Genomic DNA, 17578 nt, shown 5'->3' with positions numbered 1-17578 from the left:
ATGCACTTCCCCTTCAAAGCAGTGCTGTTCGACATGGACGGCACGATTACCGACAGCACCGCGCTGCATGACGCGGCATGGGACGCTTTTGCGCGTGAGCATACCGGCGGGGGGCTTGCGCCCGGCGATCCGAGGTTGGTTCCGGGTCGCACCCTTGACGTGGTGCGTGCGGTGCTCGGTCGCGATGTCGCCGGTGAGGAAGCGCAGCGCCTGCACGACGATAAGGAGCTGCGTTTTCATGCGCTCGCGCGCGGGCGCATGACCTGCTTGCCCGGCCTCGCCGCCTATCTGTCCTGGCTATCGGCGCGAGGAATTGCGGCTGCGCTGGTGACCAATGCGCCGCGCATCAATATCGATTTCACGCTGTCCGAACTTGGGTTGGAGGGCGTCTTCAAGCTGACGCTGGGTGCAGAAGATGTCGAGCGCGGCAAGCCGCATCCCGACCCGTTCATCGAAGCCTGCGTTCGACTCGGCATTGCTCCGGGTGAAGCCCTGGTGCACGAGGATTCGCGCCTTGGCATTCAGGCTGGTGTTGCGGCAGGCTGCCCGGTCGCGGCGATACTTACCGGCATGTCGGCCAGCGCCGCACTGGCCGAAGGTGCCCGCTGGAACGCAAGCGACTATGACGAATGGTTGGCGCAGATATCCTGTGAGGCGGCGCCGGCCTGATCGTCTGCCTCATTCTTGAGCAGAACGCCAAATCGCATTTGCTTCAATGGCTTGGCGCACCCCCACAGTGTTTATCCACAGGACCACACACATTTTCTGTGGATCAAGCGTTACCAGCGCAAGCCGAGCGCGCGGAACGCAAAGCTCAGACAGAACAGCGGGCCCACCCAAAGGTAGCGCAGATCCTCGAAGAATGACGGCTTCTTGCCCTCGATGCGGTGACCCACGAACTGGCCGATCCACGCCACGACAAACACTGCGAGTGATATCAGCAGTCGCTGTTCGCCCAACGCCGACACGATGCCAAGCACGATGACGCTGACCAGGCTCATCGCGATCAGGAAGGCCGGTGACAGCCGCGCGTAGTAGACGAGGCTTGCCGCAATGAAGCCCAGCGCGAGCCAAGCGCTCGCGGCCCACATCAGACCAACGAGGCTCGCCAGAATCAGCGGAATGCAGACCAAGTGGATCTTCTCGTTGGTCGGGTTGCGGTGGCTCTCGCCGTAGTGCGAGAGCAGACGATCGACTTCGCGCATTGAACCGTTGGCGGTGCTTGTCTGCATGGGCTTGGCTCCGTGGGTGTTGGCTTTTGTGCGGGCGAGATTAGGGCTTTCCGGCCGACGCAGTGATCGCCAGGGCGACAGTGTTGCATTGGCTCCTGATCCGCGTCAGCGCAAAGCCGCGTCAAGGTGGCCGCGTCCGGCGTTTTGGTGGATGATGCACAGCATCATGAGCTGGCCGAGCCAAACGCCTCCGCGCAGGGAATGGGAACTGCGACGCCTCTCGGGCGCCGATGTCGAAGCGATCGCAAGGCATTGGCTGTCACTTCCAGCCGGCGCGCGCTACAAGCGTTTCGGACACATCCTGCCTGACGCCACCCTGCAACGATTTGCCGAAGACCTCGATTTCGCAAGCGATATCTTCTGCGGCATGGTTTCACCGGATGGCGATCTTGTCGCGCTGGCCCAGGCTGCACCCGAGTGGGATGGCGCCTGGGAGTTGAGTTTCTCGGTGCTGCCGCGGGCGCAGCGTAACGGTTTCGCGCGCCGACTTGGCGAGCGGATGCTGCGGATGCTCGCAGCGCAGGGCGCGCGACGCGTGCGCCTGTGTTGCCTGGCGTCCAACCTGCCGATGACTAGTCTGGCCACCGCACTCGGTTTTGCGATGGTGCGCGACAATGTTTTCATGCGCGGCGAACGCGAACTCGAAGGCCCGAGCATCCGCGGGTTACGCGCCGGTCAGAGCGGGCGTTTGCGCGGCAGCTGAAGGGCTGGCGCGCTGCGCCGCAAAATAAAGCTGGTGTTTCCTGGTCATCGTGGCATAATCCGGCCTCTCGTCTCGGCTGCCGGTTGGTTTCAGTTCCGGCACGCATCGATTTCCAGCTTCCCGTCGTTTCCGGACTTCCCCGTTCGACATACCCGGTTGGCATCGATGTTTATTGCGATGCGCCATCCCGGGTTGCTCCCAAGCAAGCCCTCATTGGCTCTGCGCCACTGAATCGAATGTTCGATTCATGCGCCGAGGCGGCTTTTGTTTGCCCGAACTGGAGAATTGAATGTCCGATATCGGCTTCGCCGACCTTGGCCTTGGCCAAACCATCGAGTCCACCCTTGCCTCGCAAGGCCTGACTCAACCGACACCCGTGCAGCAGCAAGCAATCCCGATGCTGCTGCAAGGCGCTGACCTGATTGCGTCCGCGCCGACCGGAACCGGCAAAACCGCCGCCTTCCTGCTCCCCGCCCTTGCTCGTCTCGCACAACCGCCCAAGACCAAGAGCATCGGTCCGCGCGTTCTCGTGCTGACGCCGACCCGCGAATTGGCGCAACAGGTTGCCAACGCCGCCAAACAGTTTTCGCGCCAGCTCAATCGTGTCAAGACGATCTGCGTCACTGGTGGCGAGTCGTACCGCGAACAGAACCGCGCCATCTCGACGCCGCACGAGATCCTCGTCGCGACGCCGGGTCGCCTGATGGACCAGATGCAATCGGGCCGTCTGGACTTCTCGCGTATCGAAGTGTTCGTGCTCGACGAAGCCGACCGCATGCTCGACATGGGCTTCTCTGACGACGTGATGGCGATTGCCGCCAAGCTGCCGGCCGATCGCCAGACGGTGTGCTTCACAGCCACGATGTCGCGCACCGTGATGTCGCTCTCGTCGCAACTGCAAAAGAATCCGCAGACGATCGAAGTGAAGGCCGAAGTCGCGCGCACCGACGCGATCGACCAGCATATCGTTTTCGTCGACAACTTCGGCCACAAGCGCCGCCTGCTGAGCCACTGGCTCAACGGCGAAGCGAGCGGCCAGGCAGTCGTGTTCACGTCGACCAAGCGCAGCGCCGACGAACTCGCCGCCGCGCTGGACGCGGAGGGTCACGCCACCGCCGCGCTGCATGGTGACCTGCAGCAGCGCCAGCGTACTCGCATGCTCAACCAGCTTCGCCGCGGTGAAGTGCGCGTGCTGGTGGCCACCGACGTTGCCGCGCGCGGCATCGACGTGCCGGCGATCACGCATGTATTCAACTTCGATCTGCCGAAGTTCGCCGAAGACTATGTGCACCGTATCGGCCGTACTGGCCGCGCCGGCGCCACCGGTACCGCGGTGTCCTTCGTTGGTCGCGACGATGTGGGCGCGCTTCGCGGCATCGAGCGCTTCATCGGTCGCCCGGTGAAGATCACCGAAGTCGAAGGCATGGTGGCCGAGTTCAAGCCGGGCGCCCGTGGTGATGGTCGTCGCCCGGCGCCGCGCAAGTGGGACGAGCGTCGCCCGCAAGGCGAGCGTCGCGAAGGCCGCCCGTTTGGCGATCGCAATTTCGGCGACCGTCGTCCGCAGGGCGAACGCAGTTTTGGTGATCGCCGTCCGCAAGGCGAGCGCAGCTTTGGCGATCGTCGCCCGTTCGCGAGCGAACCGCGTAGCTTTGGCGACCGTGCCCCGCGTGGCGAAAGCTTCGGCAACAGCGAACGCCCGGCCAGCCGCGAAGGCTTCAGTAATGGCGACCGCTATCCGAAGCGTGAATCTTTCGGCCGCGACGATGCGCCGCGTAGCTATGGCGACCGCCCGGCACGCGACGCCGCACCTTACGGTGACCGCCCGCAGCGCAACGCCCGCCCGAGCGGCGATCGCGGTTTTGGCGACCGTCGTCCGGACGCGCCGCGCAAGTCCTGGGGTGACAGCAAGCCCTTCGGTGCCGAGCGCCCGCGTCGCAAGTTCGACTGATCGCGTTTCGATTGCCAGAGACGGCCGGGATATCCCGGCCGTTTTTCTTTGTATTGGGACTTGAGCGGGGCAGGTGGTGTGGGCGCGCGCGCCCAAATGGCTCTCGCGGTAAGGCTGATTGGCGGGTACGCTATTCGGTTTTCATTGTCGCGCCACGGACGACGAAGCCGCCATGTCCTATCAGACCCGAACGATCGATCTCGCCGCGGTGCGCGACGTCGCCTGCATGTTCCCTGATGTGAATGCGGTGCCGCGCGGCAAGATCCGGCCGTTGCGCGACTTCAAGAATGGCGCGGAGTTGCGGATTGCCGAGGCGATCGGTTTGCATACGATCGACGGTAACTACCCGGACGACGACATCACCGGTGACGCGGATCAGGATATCCGGCTGATTGCCGACCCGCGCAGCTTGCGCGTGCTGCCGTGGCGCCCGAACCGTGCGATTGCCATTCACGACGCGGTGCACGGCGACGGGCGTGCGTCGGACTTCGCGGCCCGTGCGGTATTGCGTCGGGTACTCGATGCTTACCGGCAGCGCGGGTTGCAGGCGGTAGTCGCACCGGAGATCGAGTTTTACCTCTTCGATCGTAACGATCGAATCGAGCACGGGTTCGAGGCGCCACGTGGCCGCGGTGGCGTGGTGGAACAAACACCCGCGGGCTACAGCCTGGATGCGGCGAATGAGCATGCGGCATTCTGGGACGAACTCGCGGCGACGCTGGATGGTTTGGGGGTGCGCACGGACACCTGGCTGCATGAGGTGGGCGCATCGCAGTACGAGATCAACTTGCTGCATGGCGATCCGATGGATCTGGCGGACCAGGTGATCTACTTCAAGATGGCGCTGCGCGAAATCGCCGCGAGGCATGGCCTGCTCGCCGTGTTCATGGCCAAGCCGGTCGCCGGACAACCCGGGAGCTCGATGCATCTGCATCAGAGCGTGGTGGATGCGGCGGGAAACAACATCTTCGCGACGGCTGACGGCAGTGATAGCGATGCGTTCCGCGCCTTCATGGGCGGCTTGCAGCGCTACATGCCGGATCTGATGTTGGTGTTCGCGCCCTTCATCAATTCTTGGCGGCGTTACGTCAACGGTTCCCAGGCGCCGGTTAACCTGGAATGGGCGGAAGACAACCGCACCGTGGCCTTGCGTGTGCCGAGCGCGCCGCCGGTTGGGCGGCGGGTGGAGAACCGGCTCGCTGGCAGCGACGCGAATCCATACCTCGTGATTGCCGCGTCCTTGGCGTGCGGCTTGCGCGGCATGGAAGAGAGCCTGGCGAGGCGCGATTCGATCGGCGCGCGTTCTGGCTACGCCTTCCCGCGCGAACTACCCTTGGGCATGGAGGCGGCGCTGCAGCAGTTGCGTGACAGTGCACCGGCTGCCGACATGCTGGGTGCGGGATTCGTACGCGCCTACTGCGGTGTCAAACAGACCGAGTTCGATGCCTTCATGGGCGAGGTCGGCGCTTGGGAGCGCAGGCATCTCGCGTTACAGGTCTAAATAGAAGCTGGGTGAACGAAAAAGGGCCGGATTGCTCCGGCCCTTTTGCTGGGTGTCGTGCCTGATCAGAACTTAAGGAAGCGGGCGCTGAGCGCCGGCACCTTGATCGTGTAGATCCCGTCGGCAGCGCTGATCGTGCTGCTTGCGAGCAGATCGCTTAGATCGGTCGTGACGCCACTGATGGCCTTGCTATCGAGTTTGATCGTTGCTTCGCTGCTGCCGGTATTGAGGATCACCAGCACGCGGTTGGCGCCGGCATCCTTACGATCGATATACAGCGTGTTGTCAGCGTAGATGTGCGTGCGCGAACCGAAGGCGAGCGCCGGGTTGCTGTCGCGCAGCGCCCACAGTTGAGCGACGTAGTTCTTCAGATCGCTCTGGCGTGCGCTGAGCGCGCCGACCGCGCCGCCGACCGTGGTTGCCACGCCGTCGATCAGCGCGCTGTCGCGGCTGACGTGATCGTCGCAGAGCCCCTGTTCTGCACAGTTGTTGGTGACCCTGGCTGCGAAATTGGCGACTTCCTGGCCGATCTCGTCGCCGTAATACAGCGTGATCGGACCGCTGTAGGCGGCCATGAACGAGAAGGCCAGCTTGTGACGATTCCAGTAGGCGTCGTCCGAGGGCTGCGCGATGCCACCACGCTGCAGCAGATCACCGAAGCGGACCAGATCGTGGTTGGTCAGCATCAGGTTCGGCATGGCGTGGGCAGGGTAGGCGGCCTGAACCGTCGCGTAGACCTCCTTCAGCGTACTTGCCGGCTTCTTGCCCGTGCCGCTTTCTTCAACAGCCAGCGTTTGCACGACGCGATAGCGGCTGGGGAAGTCGAATGCAGAACTGAGCGCGGGGCTGTTGCTGCTGCCGTAGGCTTTGGCCGTGATCGTGCTTTCGCCGCTCCAGACCTCCGCCACCATGTAGCCAAGCGGATGTATGACGCTCGATCCATTGCTGTAAGTCACCGCTTGCGACGCGGTGGCAACAGCGCTCTTGAGTTCCTGCCAAGCCGAGACCGGGACTTGGTAGGCTTGATCAAGGCGCCAGCCGTCGATACCGAGTTGCGTAACCCAGTAAGTTGCGACTTCCTTGTAGAACGCAAGCGTCTCGGGTTTTGTGTAATCGTCGCAAAGCTGGTTGGTACCTGCTTTGTAAGTGCCATTGTCGCTGGTACAGGTCGTCGTGGTGGCGGGGAGTTTCCCGGTTGGCGACTGGGCCAGATTGTCCTTGTGGTGGCCGAAGACGCCATCGAAGAAGACGTAGAGGCCGCGTTTGTGCGCTTCATCGACCAGCTTTTTGGCTTGTGCGAGCGTGCCGAACTTGGGGTCGATCTTGAAGTAGTCGCTGGTGAAATAGCCAGTCGCATCAAGACGATTGGCCCAGACATCCTGCCCCGGTTTGGCCGTCGACTCGAATATCGGCGTCAGCCAGATCGCGTTCGAGCCGGTGCTCTTGATGTAGTCGAGCGAGTTGATGATGCCTTGCAGGTCGCCCTTGTGGTGGCTGGTGCCGTAGCCAAAGTTGTAGTTGGCGCTCGCATCGCCGTCCACGAAGGACTCGACCATGATCTGGTAGACGCGCAGCCCGCACTCGGTGCTGACGGTGCCCTTGAAGCAGGCGAGGCGGCTGTCGGTGCTGGCAGCGGCGGCGGAGATGGTGATCGCGCCGTCCGAAGGCGTCGTGGGGGTGGTGGGGGTCGTCGGCGTGGTTGTGTCGCCGCCGCCACCTCCGCCACCGCAGGCGCCGAGGGCGAGCGAGAGTGCAACGGCGATCGGGATCTGCTTGAACAAGGTGCTGCGCATGGGTCTGTTGCTCCTGATTGATGTGGATTCGGGCTTATGAGCCCGAGCCTCCCTGGCGTCGCTGCCGCCCGCAGGCGGGCGCGCGCTTCTGCGTGTGGGCGCTAAGCTAAGGGGGGCCGGCAGGAGCGTCTTGTCGGTTTTTGTGGTTTTGGCGCGAATTCACATTTCGCGATAGCGCGTACCCTGGAAACTGTCGCGTTCGGAGAGCTCGGCTTCCAGCCGTGGCGCCAGCTCCGACAGGCGCAGGTTCCAGTTTGGCGCGAGCTTGAGGCGGGGCGGTACTTCACTGCCGAGTCGCTGGATCAGGATTCGCGGCGCCAGGCGCTCAACGAAATCAGCCAGGGTGGCCAGATAGTCGTTTTCGTTGAAGAGCGGGACTGCGTCCGGATCTTTCTGCCATTCGCGCGCCAGCGCAGTACCACGCACCAGCTGCAGTTGATGGAATTTGATCGCGTGCAGCGGCAATGCCGAGAGCCGCGCCGCGCCGGCCAGCATCTCTTCGCGCGATTCGCCGGGCAGGCCAAGGATCAGATGGCCGGTGATGAACAGACCGCGTGCCGCTGCGCGTTCGATCGCGTCGGCGCTGCAGGCGAAATCGTGACCTCGATTCACGCGGCTCAGCGCCGCGTCACAGGTTGATTCGATGCCGATTTCTAGTTCGATCTGGGTTCGCCCTGCCAGTTCAGCGAGGTAGTCGAGCACTGCATCGGAGAGGCAGTCGGGCCGCGTGCCGATTGCCAGCCCGCTGATCGCCGGATGCGCCAGTGCTGCTTCGTAACATGCCTTCAGGCGCTCGAGTTCGCCGTAGGTGTTGCTGTAGGTCTGGAAGTACGCGAGGTAGCGGCGTGTGTTGGGGTAACGTCGACCGAGGAAGCCGATGCCGGTGTCGATCTGCGCGTGGATATCGGCGCGTGCGTCGAGATAGCCCGGGGTGAAGCCTGCGTTATTGCAGAAGGTACAGCCACCGGTGCCGACGGTGCCGTCGCGGTTGGGGCAGGTGAATCCGGCGGAAACCGAGACTTTCTGAACGCGGCCGCCGTGTGTGCGGGTGATCCAGTCGTTGTAGGCGTTGTAGCGGCGTTTGCCGAAGGGCGAGGCGTTGTCAGAGGCATCCATCGCGCGGATTCTCCCGACATTGCTTCGTTTGCGCCTTGATACGGGTCGGATCAATGCGCGATGCTACATTGCGGCGATCAGCGACGCAGTTGCGCGCGCGTGCGCCAGCCCATCAGGCCGAGGCCCAGGGCGAGCAGTGCGGCCGTGGACGGTGCCGGTACCGGATTCGGGTGTTCAACCGCCACGCCCTCGAAGATGAAGACCATGTCGTTGAAATCGCGGTCGCTTCGAGTGCCGGCACCCAGCCAGGTGTCTTCGAAACCGACCAGCAGGCGGTCGTCGCCGATATCCAGCGCGAATGCGCGGGCGTGGATCGCGTCATCGTTCCATCCGCGCGGATCGTCATTGGTGCTGCCCGGGCCGGTGAAGAAGTACTCGACGTTCGGCAGGTTGATGCCGTCGTAGACCAAGCGTTGGGTCTGCAGGCCGAACACCAGCTGGCTGCCGACCGTCAGGCCGGTGATGTCGCGCGACATGCCGATCTGCGTTGCAAGGCAGGTGTTGCCGGCCTTGGCGGTCTGGTACGAACAGCCGGCGCGGGTCTGGAACAGCTCGTTCGAGCTATTGACCGGGTTGTAGATGCTCAGGTTGTTGGTGCCGCCGCTGGCGTAGATCGGGTTCCAGAAAGCGGTGGTGTCGAATGCACCGCCGTCGCTGGCGAGGAAGAGGTTGGAGTCGCGCGCTGCGCCGGTGCCGACATAGGTGACACGCACCTTTTCGGATGTTGCGAACAGGCCGAGCGGTGCGGCCGGGCTGGTCTTGAGCGCGTTGAACTGGCTGGTGGTGATCAGCGATGCGTCGAAACGGCTGAACCACTCCGGGCCCATCTGGACCTGTGGGGTGGTGGTGGTGCCGATGAGGCTGCTGATCGGTGCGGCTGCGGCTGTGCCCGCAGCGCCGGCCGACAAGGCAAGCAGCCCGACGGCGATCTTTTTGTGCATGATGTATTTCCTCGGTTTGGTGTTGCGCTTGCCGACACCGTTCGCACAAGGCGGGGGGCGGTGTCTGCATACGCAGCAAGGCATTGGCCTTGCTGCTGTGTAGCCTAAAGAAACCCCGCGCTACAAGGCTTGTTAAAAACCGTGAAACGGGGCGGCACGAGTGATCTTCGTCACGATGTCCGGAACCTAATGGCCGTGCGGCTTTCTCAAATCTAGTTACTCGGCTGGAAATACCAATGGCATTTTTAAGGGTGGCTTTGAACGCGCTTCGACGCGATCTGCGTGCCGGCGAACTGAACTTGCTGTTGATTGCGCTGGTACTTGCAGTCGCTAGCTTGACCAGTGTGGCGTTCTTGACCGACCGGGTCGGTCGTGCGCTGGATCGCGATGCGAACCAATTGCTGGGCGGCGACATGCTGCTGGTGGCGGATCATCCATTGCCCCCAGCGTTCTCCGCCGATGCGCGTGTGCGCGGCTTGCGACAGGCGCAGACCTGGCTTTTCTCAAGCATGGTCAGCACGGCTGAGCAGGCTCAGCTGGCCGGCGTTAAGGCCGCGAACGCTGATTACCCACTGCGTGGCGGCCTGCGTACCCGGTTAGGCCCTGATGCACCCGAGCAATCGGTGAAAGGCGGGCCGGCGCGGGGGGAGGCGTGGCTGGATGAACGTCTCATCGCGGCGCTGGGGGTGCGGGTGGGCGATGCGGTGAATGTCGGGCTGCTGAAGCTGCGCGTCGGTGCAGTCCTGAGCTACGAACCGGACCGCGGCACGAACTTCTTCGCGTTGGCGCCGCGCTTGATCATGAACCTCGACGATGTGCCGGCGAGTGGCCTCGTGCAACCGGGCAGTCGTGTTACCTACCGGCTGCATGTTGCGGGCGATGCGCCAGCGGTGGCCGCCTTCGAGCGCGCGAGCAAGCCGCGACTCGGGCGTGGCGAATCGATCGAGTCGATCGCCAACGCACGGCCCGAGTTACGCGACATGCTCGAACGGGCGCACCGTTTCCTCTCCTTTGCGGCCTTGCTGGCGGTGGTGCTGTCGGCCGTTGCGGTAGGGCTTGCGACGCGCCGCTTCGTGCTCCGCCATGTCGACGGATGCGCCGTCATGCGCTGCTTTGGCGCGACGCAGCGGACGCTGCTGAGTTTGTTCCTCGCCGAATTTACGCTTCTCGGGCTCCTTGCTGCCTTACTCGGAGCGGTGCTGGGTTTGCTGGCCCATCTGCTGCTCGCTGCTGCACTGAGTAGCCTGATTGCGGCGGAGCTGCCGTTGCCATCTGTCTGGCCTGCCCTGCAAGGCATGGTGGCAAGCCTGGTGTTGCTGATTGGCTTCTCGATGCCGCAACTCTTGCGCTTGGGGCGTGTGTCGACGCTGCGCGTGCTGCGGCGGGAGTGGGCAGGCTTCGAGACGAGTGGCGGTCTTGCCTGGCTCGCCGCAGGCCTTGCCCTGACTGCATTGATGTTGTGGGTGGCGCGTGACTGGCGATTGGGCGCCTGGGTGGCGGGCGGTTTCGCCGTTGCCCTGATTGTTTACGGGTTCGCGGCGCGCGTAACGATTGCCCTGTTTGCGCGCACGCGCCGCCTGGCAGGTGCTGCGGGCGGGGGCTGGCGATACGGGCTCGCCTCGCTGGGCCGCCGCTCGCTTGGCGCAACCGTGCAAGCCGTGTCATTGGCGCTTGGCGTAACGGCGATGCTATTGCTGTCGGTCGGGCACGGCGACTTGCTCGACGGATGGCGGCGCAAGCTGCCGCCCGATGCACCGAACCGCTTCATCATCAACATCCAACCGGACCAGCTCGATGGCATCTGTCAGCGCTTCGAGAAGGACGGGCTCGTGCCGCCGGAATTGATGCCAATGATTCGCGGGCGGCTCGTGGAGATCAATGGCAATCGGGTCGATCCGGCGGCGTACGAAGACGGACGCGCCCAAAGGCTTGCCGAGCGCGAGTTCAACCTCAGCCACGGCGCCAGGATGCAACTTGGCAACCGGGTCGTCGCCGGCGCCTGGCATGGCGACACAACGAAGGCAGAATTTTCGGTCGAGCAAGGGATTGCCAAGACACTTGGGCTCAAACTCGGCGATCGTTTGCGATTCGATATTGCCGGCACCCTGGTTGAGGCGCCAGTCACCAGCTTGCGCGCGTTGGAATGGGATTCGATGCGCGTGAACTTTTTCGTGATCGGCTCGCCCGGTTTGTTGGCAGGGCAACCCACGAGCTACATCACGAGCTTCCATCTGCCGCCGCAGCACGCGGCGTTGACGATGGCACTGGTGCGCGATTATCCCAATCTCACGATCATCGACACGAGCGCGATACTTGGGCAGATGCAGCAGACCACCGACACCCTGATCGGTGCAGTGAAGCTGGTGTTCGGCCTCGCCCTAGCCGCGGGTCTGATCGTCATGGCCGCGGCCTTGCAGGCGACGCATGACGAGCGAGCACATGAGTTGGCGATCCTGCGCACGCTGGGCGCGCGTGACGGGCAGTTGCGCTCGGCCTTGCTGGCAGAATTTGCGGCGCTTGGTCTGATTGCGGCGCTGCTGGGTTGCTGCGGGGCGCTTGGCGTGGGCTGGGCACTTGCGACGCAGGTATTCCAGTTTGCCTATGCCCCGAGCCTGGGGGCCTTCGCGGTGGCGGCTGTCGTGGCGGTCATCATGGTGACCTTGGCTGGCTGGGCGGGTACCCGTCGGGTGTTGCGCACACCGCCGCTGGCGAGCCTGCGCGCGCTTGCCTGATCTGCGCGCGGCCTCAGTCATCGGTCGTTGCGTCAGCTTGCAGTGGCGCGTGCAATGGCAGCCTGAGCGAAAAACGCGTTCCGCGGCCGGGCTCTGACTGCACATCGATCTCGCCGCCCAATGTGCCGGTGACAATGTTGTGCACGATATGCAATCCCAGCCCGGTGCCGCCTTGTCCGAGGCGCGTCGTGAAGAACGGGTCGAAAACGCGGGACAGGTTTTCGGGCGGAATCCCGACGCCGAAGTCTTCCACCACGATGCAGACCCAGCCGCCGTCCACGGTGGCAGACAAGCGGATGCGCCCGGGGCCGCCGCTTGGGTAGGCGTGCAGCACCGCGTTCTGGATCAGGTTCATCAGCACTTGATCGAGCGGGCCCGGGTAGCTGTCCAGCTTCACGTCGGCGATCGCATCTTCCTCGATGGTAACGCCCGCGCGGCGCACACTCGGTTGCAGCGTGACGGCGAGGTCATGGATTGCGCCGGCGAGGGTGAACCGGCGTCGCTGTGCCGTGGTGCGGTCCGTTGCCACCTGCTTGAAGCTGCTGATCAACTCGCTCGCGCGCCCGAGGCTGCGCTGGATGATGTCGCTGGCCTCCTGCATGTGCGCCAGCGCGGCATTCCACTCCGATCGCTTCAGGCTGGCATCCATTCGGGTCAGCTGGCGTAGCTGTTCCGTCAAAGTGCTGGCAGCAAGCAGGCTGTTGCCGACCGGCGTATTCAGCTCGTGAGCGATGCCGGCCACCAGCGCACCGAGCGCGGCGAGTTTCTCGCTGCGCACCAGATCGGTTTGCGTTTTGCGCAAGGTTTGCACCAGGCGCGCAAGTTCGTCGTTGGCGTTGCGCAGCTCGGCCGTGCGTGCGTCGATGCGGGTTTCCAGCTCGCTGTTGAGGCTTGCAAGCGCTTCACGTGCGATTTCGCGTTCATGCTTTTCGCGCATCAGTCGATAGGCGAACCAGCCGATCAGCGCGGCGATCACGCCGTAGAGCAAGCGCAGCGCATGAATTCGAAAAGAGGGCGTCGACCAGCCGTTCGCCGGAATGGCCGCAATGGTCCAGCTGCCACCGGGGAGTTCGAGCTGCGATGCCACCGGCCGCGTGGCGAACACGTGCTCGCTGCCGAAGAACACCGCGCCATGCGAGCCCTCGACATCGCGCCCCCGGATCGCAAGCTGGTAGTCGGGCGAATCGGCAACGAGGCCTGCTGTGTGCTGAAGGCCGTCCCAGTCGATTACTAAGCTCAACAGCCCCCAGTACTGTCCGTCGGCACGAAAGATCGGCGTGCGAGAAACCAGCCCGCGCCCGCCTTGTACGAGGTCGACCGGGCCCGCAACGATGGTGCCGCGGCGCTCGATTGCCCGTTTGACCGCCGGCCATTGTTACGGATTGTCCGGGTAGTAAAGGCCGATCACACGCTCGTTGCCAGCAAGCGGGTAGACCCACTTCACGCGGTTGTCCGGCGCGATCACGATGTTGCGGACGTTTCGGCCCGTCTTGTAGAGCGCCGACAGAAGGTCGTTCACCCGAGCAACGTCCAGCAGATCGGCCCTTGCGCTGGCAAAGGCAACGAGCCCCGATGACAGGTAAAGGGTCGAGTTGAGTTCGGTCTCCAGGCGTGCGCGCACGCCCGCGACGTGCGCAAGCACTAGCGCCCGCTGTTCCTCCGCCTGACGCGCGAGCTCCAGCTGCACGCCGGTTTCGCCGATCACCACAACGATGAGCGCTTGCGCCAGCGCGCTTGCCCAACGCCAAACGCGGGTCGGGCGGGGGCGGCCAGCTTCAGGGGGCGTCGTGTCGTCGGGTGCCATGTGCTGCTAACGGTGATTTGGGCTGTGAGCTTTAGCGTCGCAGGCGTTTGCGCGGGGTGGGCGATGGGGGTGCCGGTTCGGGCAGCTATACTTTCGCGCTTGAAACCGGAGTGCTGATGACTGAATTCCTGCCCTTGTTGGCTGCCCTGCTGACGCTTGCCGCCGTGGCGTGGCTGGCAATTACGACCCGCGCGGCGCTCGCCGCTGCCGAACAGAACGCCGAGGCGCGCGTGCAGCGCCTTGAAAGCGCGCTGGTGCAGGCCTTGCGGCTGACCGAGACGGATCTCGCTGCAGGCGTGGAGCGCCAAGCCGAGCGGGTGGCGAGCGCGCAGGCCGACACGGCTGAGCGGTTGCGGGCGCAGATCTTCGAGGCCTTGCGTGCGACCGCTGACGCGGTGGCCGACACACGGCGCAGCGTGGAGCAGGGCGGCGCGCAGCAGCGCGAGGATCTCGCCACACGGCTGGCTGAACTGACACAAGTGACCGCGACCCGGCACGAACAACTGCGCGGCCAACTGACCGAGGCCATGCTAAAGAGCGTGGCGGAGCAGGCGCGTGCCGATCGCGAGTTGCTGCAGGAGGGCCTCAAGGCCGCGTCGTTGCAGATGGCGACCAGCAACGAGGCACTGATGCGGGTTTTGAGCGAGCGCCTCGACGCGATCACCGGCGTGGTGCACCAGCGCCTCGATGAGGGCTTCAAGAAGACCAACGAAACCTTCGCCAGCGTGATGGCGCGGCTTGCAACGATCGACGAGGCGCAGAAGAAGATCGATGGCCTTACCACCAACGTCGTCAGCCTGCAGGAGTTGCTGGGTGACAAGCGCTCACGTGGTGCCTTCGGTGAAGTCCAGCTTGAAGCGCTGGTCAAGAACGCGCTGCCGCCGGATGGTTACGCGTTCCAGGTTCAGCTTGCCAGTGGCGTGCGCGCCGATTGCGTGCTGAACCTGCCGGAGCCGACGGGCCGCGTTGCGGTGGATGCCAAGTTCCCGCTCGAGAACTACCATCGCATGTTTGACACCGATGTGAGCGACACCGAACGCAAGGCCGCGCAGACGGCCTTCCGGGCTGACGTTAAGCGCCATGTCGAAGCGATTGCATCAAAGTACATCATTCCGGGTGAAACCTCCGATGGCGCCGTGATGTTCGTGCCGGCCGAGGCGGTGTTCGCCGAGATCCACGCTTACCACCCGGAGGTGGTTCAGTTCGCGCTCGCGCGCCGGGTCTGGATCGTGTCGCCAACGACCTTGATGGCGGTGCTCAACACGGCGCGCGCGGTACTCAAGGATGTCGAGACGCGCAAGCAGATCCATGTGATCAAGGATGCGCTGGGCAAACTGGCGAAGGACTTCACGCGCTTCGACGAACGCATGCAGAAGCTCGCCACGCATATTCGCCAGGCCCACGAAGACGTGCAGGATGTGCACACGTCGAGCAAGAAGATCTCCGGGCACTTCACGCGGATCGAGCAGGTGCAGCTTGAAGACCTGCCGCGTGCGCTCAGCGACGACGATTCGCAATAAGACCGGCCACATTCAAGGGGGAGTCTGAACACATGTCCATCGATCTCTATCGCCTCTCGGTTGGCACCTTCCAGCGCCATCTCGAGCATATCGACGCCTTGCTCAATCGCGCGCTGGCCCATTGTGCCGAACATGCCATCGACCCGCAGGATCTGCTCGGCGCGCGGCTCGCGCCGGACATGTTCGACTTCAAACGTCAGGTGCAGATCGCCTGCGATTTCGCCAAAGGCGCCGGCGCCCGGCTCGCCGGCGTGGAAGTGCCGAAATATGAAGACGATGAGCAGACTTTCGAGGATCTGCGCATCCGCGTGAACAAGACCATGGGTTTCCTGCGCGGGCTGTCGCAGGCCGATTTCGTTGGTGCCGACGCACGTACCGTTGTGATCCCATTGCGCGAACGCACCTTGCGCATGGACGGTGCGACCTACCTCGTCGACTTCGCGCTGCCGAACTTCTACTTCCACTACACCACCGCCTACGATCTGCTGCGCCACTGCGGCCTGCCGATCGGCAAGCGCGATTTCATCGGCGACGTGTAGCAGCAATCCGGCCTGGGCAGGCGGTGCTCAAGTCGTCGCCTGCAACTGCCGTAACCGCTAGAGTTGCGACGATGCTGAGTGCCCGCCGCAGACGCGGCGACACGGGTGTGTCGACTCTTTGGGGCGATCTACATGACCATCACGACCCGGCTCGCCAGTCTGATCGGCGGTGCCATTCTCGCGCTGCTGGTGGTGGGCGCAATCGGCTTGGTACAGCTCGGGCGCCTCAATGCCTCGGTGCGCCAGGTGACCGAGCAGGAAGTGCCGGCATTGGAGGCCGTCAAGGGCTTCGAAGCCCGCTACCACGAGTTGCGTACGCTGATCTTCCGGCACATTGCCGACCCGGATCTACAACGTAAGGCAGCCCTCGACAGCGAACTCAAGAGCAAGGGCGCCGCGCTGGAGCAGGATATCCAGCGCTTCGAGAACCGGCTTGAAGACGCTGCTGCGCGCGCCCGGGTGACCGAATTCCGCAAAACGGTCGCGGCCTATCTGCTGGTGTGCGAAACCGCATTGACGCGCTCGCGCCAGAACCAGACTGAAGCGGCCATGGAGCTCGCGGTCAGCCCCTTCATTGAAGACGCCGCGGTGCTCAGCAACGAGATCCTCGGTGCCTTGGCCAAGGAAGCGGCCGACCGCGTCAGCCTTACCCGCGAGGCCTCCGCGGCGACTTACAAAACGGCGTTCGGCGTGTTGGCCGGGCTGATCGCGTTGGCGGTCGTCGGCATTGTGATTCTCGGCTGGCTGCTCGCCACGTCGATCACGCGGCCGCTCACGGCGCTGCGTAACACCGTGGTGGAAATCGGCAGTTCGCTCGATTTCACGCGACGCATTCCCTCGCGGGGGCGCGACGAGATCGGCCAGACGGTGACGGCCTTCAACACCATGGTCGAGTCGGTGCAAGCCTCGTTCGCAGAGCTGGCGCAGAGCGCCACGCGAGTCGGCGAAGCGGCCCGCGGCATGGAGAAAACCTCGCAGCAACTGGCCCATGGCGCCGGTGTGCAGGCGGATTCGGCCTCGGCGATGGCCGCTGCGGTCGAAGAGGTGACTGTCAGCATCAACCATGTCGCCGAGCGCGCGCAGGATGCCGCGAGCTTGTCGGCAGATGCCAGCAGCAGCGCCGGTTCCGGCGAGGCCGTGGTGGGCGCCACGGTTCAGCGCTTCGGCACCATTGCCAATGAGGTCGACCAGACCGCTGCGAGCCTCGATGTCTTGCAGGGCGAGACGGCGCGGATCTCTTCGGTGGTCGGCGTGATCCGCGATGTGGCGGAGCAGACCAATCTGCTCGCGCTCAACGCGGCGATCGAGGCGGCACGCGCCGGGGAGCAGGGGCGTGGCTTCGCCGTGGTGGCGGATGAGGTGCGCGGTCTGGCCGAGCGCACGGCAAAGTCCACCAGCGAAATCACCGAGATGGTGGCGCGCATCCAGTCCGGCGCGCAGCAGGTGGTGCAGCGGATGCAGCGCACGGTGGCGACGGTGAAGGAGGGCGCGAGCGAAGCGGTTGCCGCAGGCGAGGCGATCCGTACGATCCGGGGGTCGTCGGACCAGGCGGTCGAGATGGTGAGCGACATCACCGATGCGATCCGCGAGCAGAGTGCCGCCAGCACTTCGATCGCACAGCAGGTGGAACGCATCGCCACGATGACCGAGGAGACGACCGCGAGCGCGCGGCATACCGCGTCGTCCGCCTCCGATCTGAATGCGCTGGCCGAGAAGATGGTCAGCGCGATTTCCCGCTACCGCTACTGA

14 protein-coding genes are annotated in these 17578 nt (G+C 64.2%); 8 read left to right on the top strand and 6 right to left on the bottom strand.

All coding sequences use genetic code 11. The features are described 5' to 3' along the window. Positions 1-669 (top strand): HAD family hydrolase, encoded by a 669-nt coding sequence (locus ACE3P0_RS11425; RefSeq protein WP_374402742.1) that lies wholly within the window; start codon positions 1-3, stop codon positions 667-669. Between the two features lie 110 nt (positions 670-779). Here the strand turns inward: ACE3P0_RS11425 and ACE3P0_RS11420 are convergent, their stop codons facing one another. Beyond that, on the bottom strand, positions 780-1232 hold the full coding sequence (locus tag ACE3P0_RS11420; protein ID WP_374402741.1) for a DUF962 domain-containing protein: 453 nt from the start codon (positions 1230-1232) through the stop codon (positions 780-782). Between the two features lie 166 nt (positions 1233-1398). Between ACE3P0_RS11420 and ACE3P0_RS11415 the strand changes: the two genes are divergently transcribed. The 3 genes from ACE3P0_RS11415 (at position 1399) to ACE3P0_RS11405 (ending at position 5384) form a co-directional block, all read left to right on the top strand. Then, a complete protein-coding gene (locus tag ACE3P0_RS11415; protein ID WP_374402740.1) occupies positions 1399-1935 on the top strand; it encodes an N-acetyltransferase family protein in 537 nt (178 codons plus the stop codon). Between the two features lie 289 nt (positions 1936-2224). Continuing rightward, positions 2225-3883 carry a DEAD/DEAH box helicase gene (locus tag ACE3P0_RS11410; RefSeq protein ID WP_374402739.1) on the top strand — a complete coding sequence of 553 codons (1659 nt, stop codon included), beginning with the start codon at positions 2225-2227 and terminating at the stop codon, positions 3881-3883. 172 nt (positions 3884-4055) lie between these two features. Continuing rightward, the gene (locus ACE3P0_RS11405; RefSeq protein ID WP_374402738.1) at positions 4056-5384 is read left to right on the top strand and encodes a glutamine synthetase family protein; all 1329 of its coding nucleotides are present in this window, start codon (positions 4056-4058) and stop codon (positions 5382-5384) included. A 65-nt stretch (positions 5385-5449) separates the two neighbouring features. Here ACE3P0_RS11405 and ACE3P0_RS11400 read toward each other — a convergent pair whose 3' ends face one another. From ACE3P0_RS11400 to ACE3P0_RS11390, 3 genes are all read right to left on the bottom strand, one after another. Further along, complete coding sequence (locus tag ACE3P0_RS11400) at positions 5450-7177, bottom strand: alpha-amylase family glycosyl hydrolase (RefSeq protein WP_374402737.1); 1728 nt, start codon at positions 7175-7177, stop codon at positions 5450-5452. 159 nt (positions 7178-7336) lie between these two features. Next, complete coding sequence (locus tag ACE3P0_RS11395) at positions 7337-8293, bottom strand: TIGR01212 family radical SAM protein (RefSeq protein ID WP_374402735.1); 957 nt, start codon at positions 8291-8293, stop codon at positions 7337-7339. A 77-nt stretch (positions 8294-8370) separates the two neighbouring features. Continuing rightward, on the bottom strand, positions 8371-9234 hold the full coding sequence (locus tag ACE3P0_RS11390) for a PEP-CTERM sorting domain-containing protein (protein WP_374402734.1): 864 nt from the start codon (positions 9232-9234) through the stop codon (positions 8371-8373). A 344-nt stretch (positions 9235-9578) separates the two neighbouring features. On the opposite strand from ACE3P0_RS11390, the gene ACE3P0_RS11385 reads away from it, so the two are divergent. Continuing rightward, positions 9579-11966 (top strand): ABC transporter permease, encoded by a 2388-nt coding sequence (locus ACE3P0_RS11385; protein WP_374402806.1) that lies wholly within the window; start codon positions 9579-9581, stop codon positions 11964-11966. A 13-nt stretch (positions 11967-11979) separates the two neighbouring features. Here ACE3P0_RS11385 and ACE3P0_RS11380 read toward each other — a convergent pair whose 3' ends face one another. Further along, entirely contained in the window at positions 11980-13206 is a 1227-nt protein-coding gene (locus ACE3P0_RS11380) for a sensor histidine kinase (protein ID WP_374402733.1), read from the bottom strand. A 135-nt stretch (positions 13207-13341) separates the two neighbouring features. Beyond that, the gene (locus ACE3P0_RS11375; protein WP_374402732.1) at positions 13342-13770 is read right to left on the bottom strand and encodes a hypothetical protein; all 429 of its coding nucleotides are present in this window, start codon (positions 13768-13770) and stop codon (positions 13342-13344) included. A gap of 116 nt (positions 13771-13886) precedes the next feature. Here ACE3P0_RS11375 and rmuC point away from each other — a divergent pair, with 116 nt between their 5' ends. The 3 genes from rmuC to ACE3P0_RS11360 all read left to right on the top strand — a co-directional run bounded on the left by rmuC (position 13887) and on the right by ACE3P0_RS11360 (position 17578). Beyond that, positions 13887-15290, top strand: a complete 1404-nt coding sequence (rmuC, locus tag ACE3P0_RS11370; RefSeq protein WP_374402731.1) for a DNA recombination protein RmuC — start codon at positions 13887-13889, stop codon at positions 15288-15290. Positions 15291-15322: 32 nt separating this feature from the next. Then, positions 15323-15829, top strand: coding sequence for a DUF1993 family protein (locus ACE3P0_RS11365; protein WP_374402730.1), 507 nt, complete (start codon positions 15323-15325; stop codon positions 15827-15829). Positions 15830-15961: 132 nt separating this feature from the next. Next, a complete protein-coding gene (locus ACE3P0_RS11360) occupies positions 15962-17578 on the top strand; it encodes a methyl-accepting chemotaxis protein (protein ID WP_374402729.1) in 1617 nt (538 codons plus the stop codon).

The sequence above is a fragment of the Niveibacterium sp. genome (assembly GCF_041909475.1).
Taxonomy (GTDB): domain Bacteria; phylum Pseudomonadota; class Gammaproteobacteria; order Burkholderiales; family Rhodocyclaceae; genus Niveibacterium.
The sequence above is the reverse complement of the archived record's forward strand: the minus strand, read 5'-3'. Positions and strand labels throughout refer to the sequence as shown.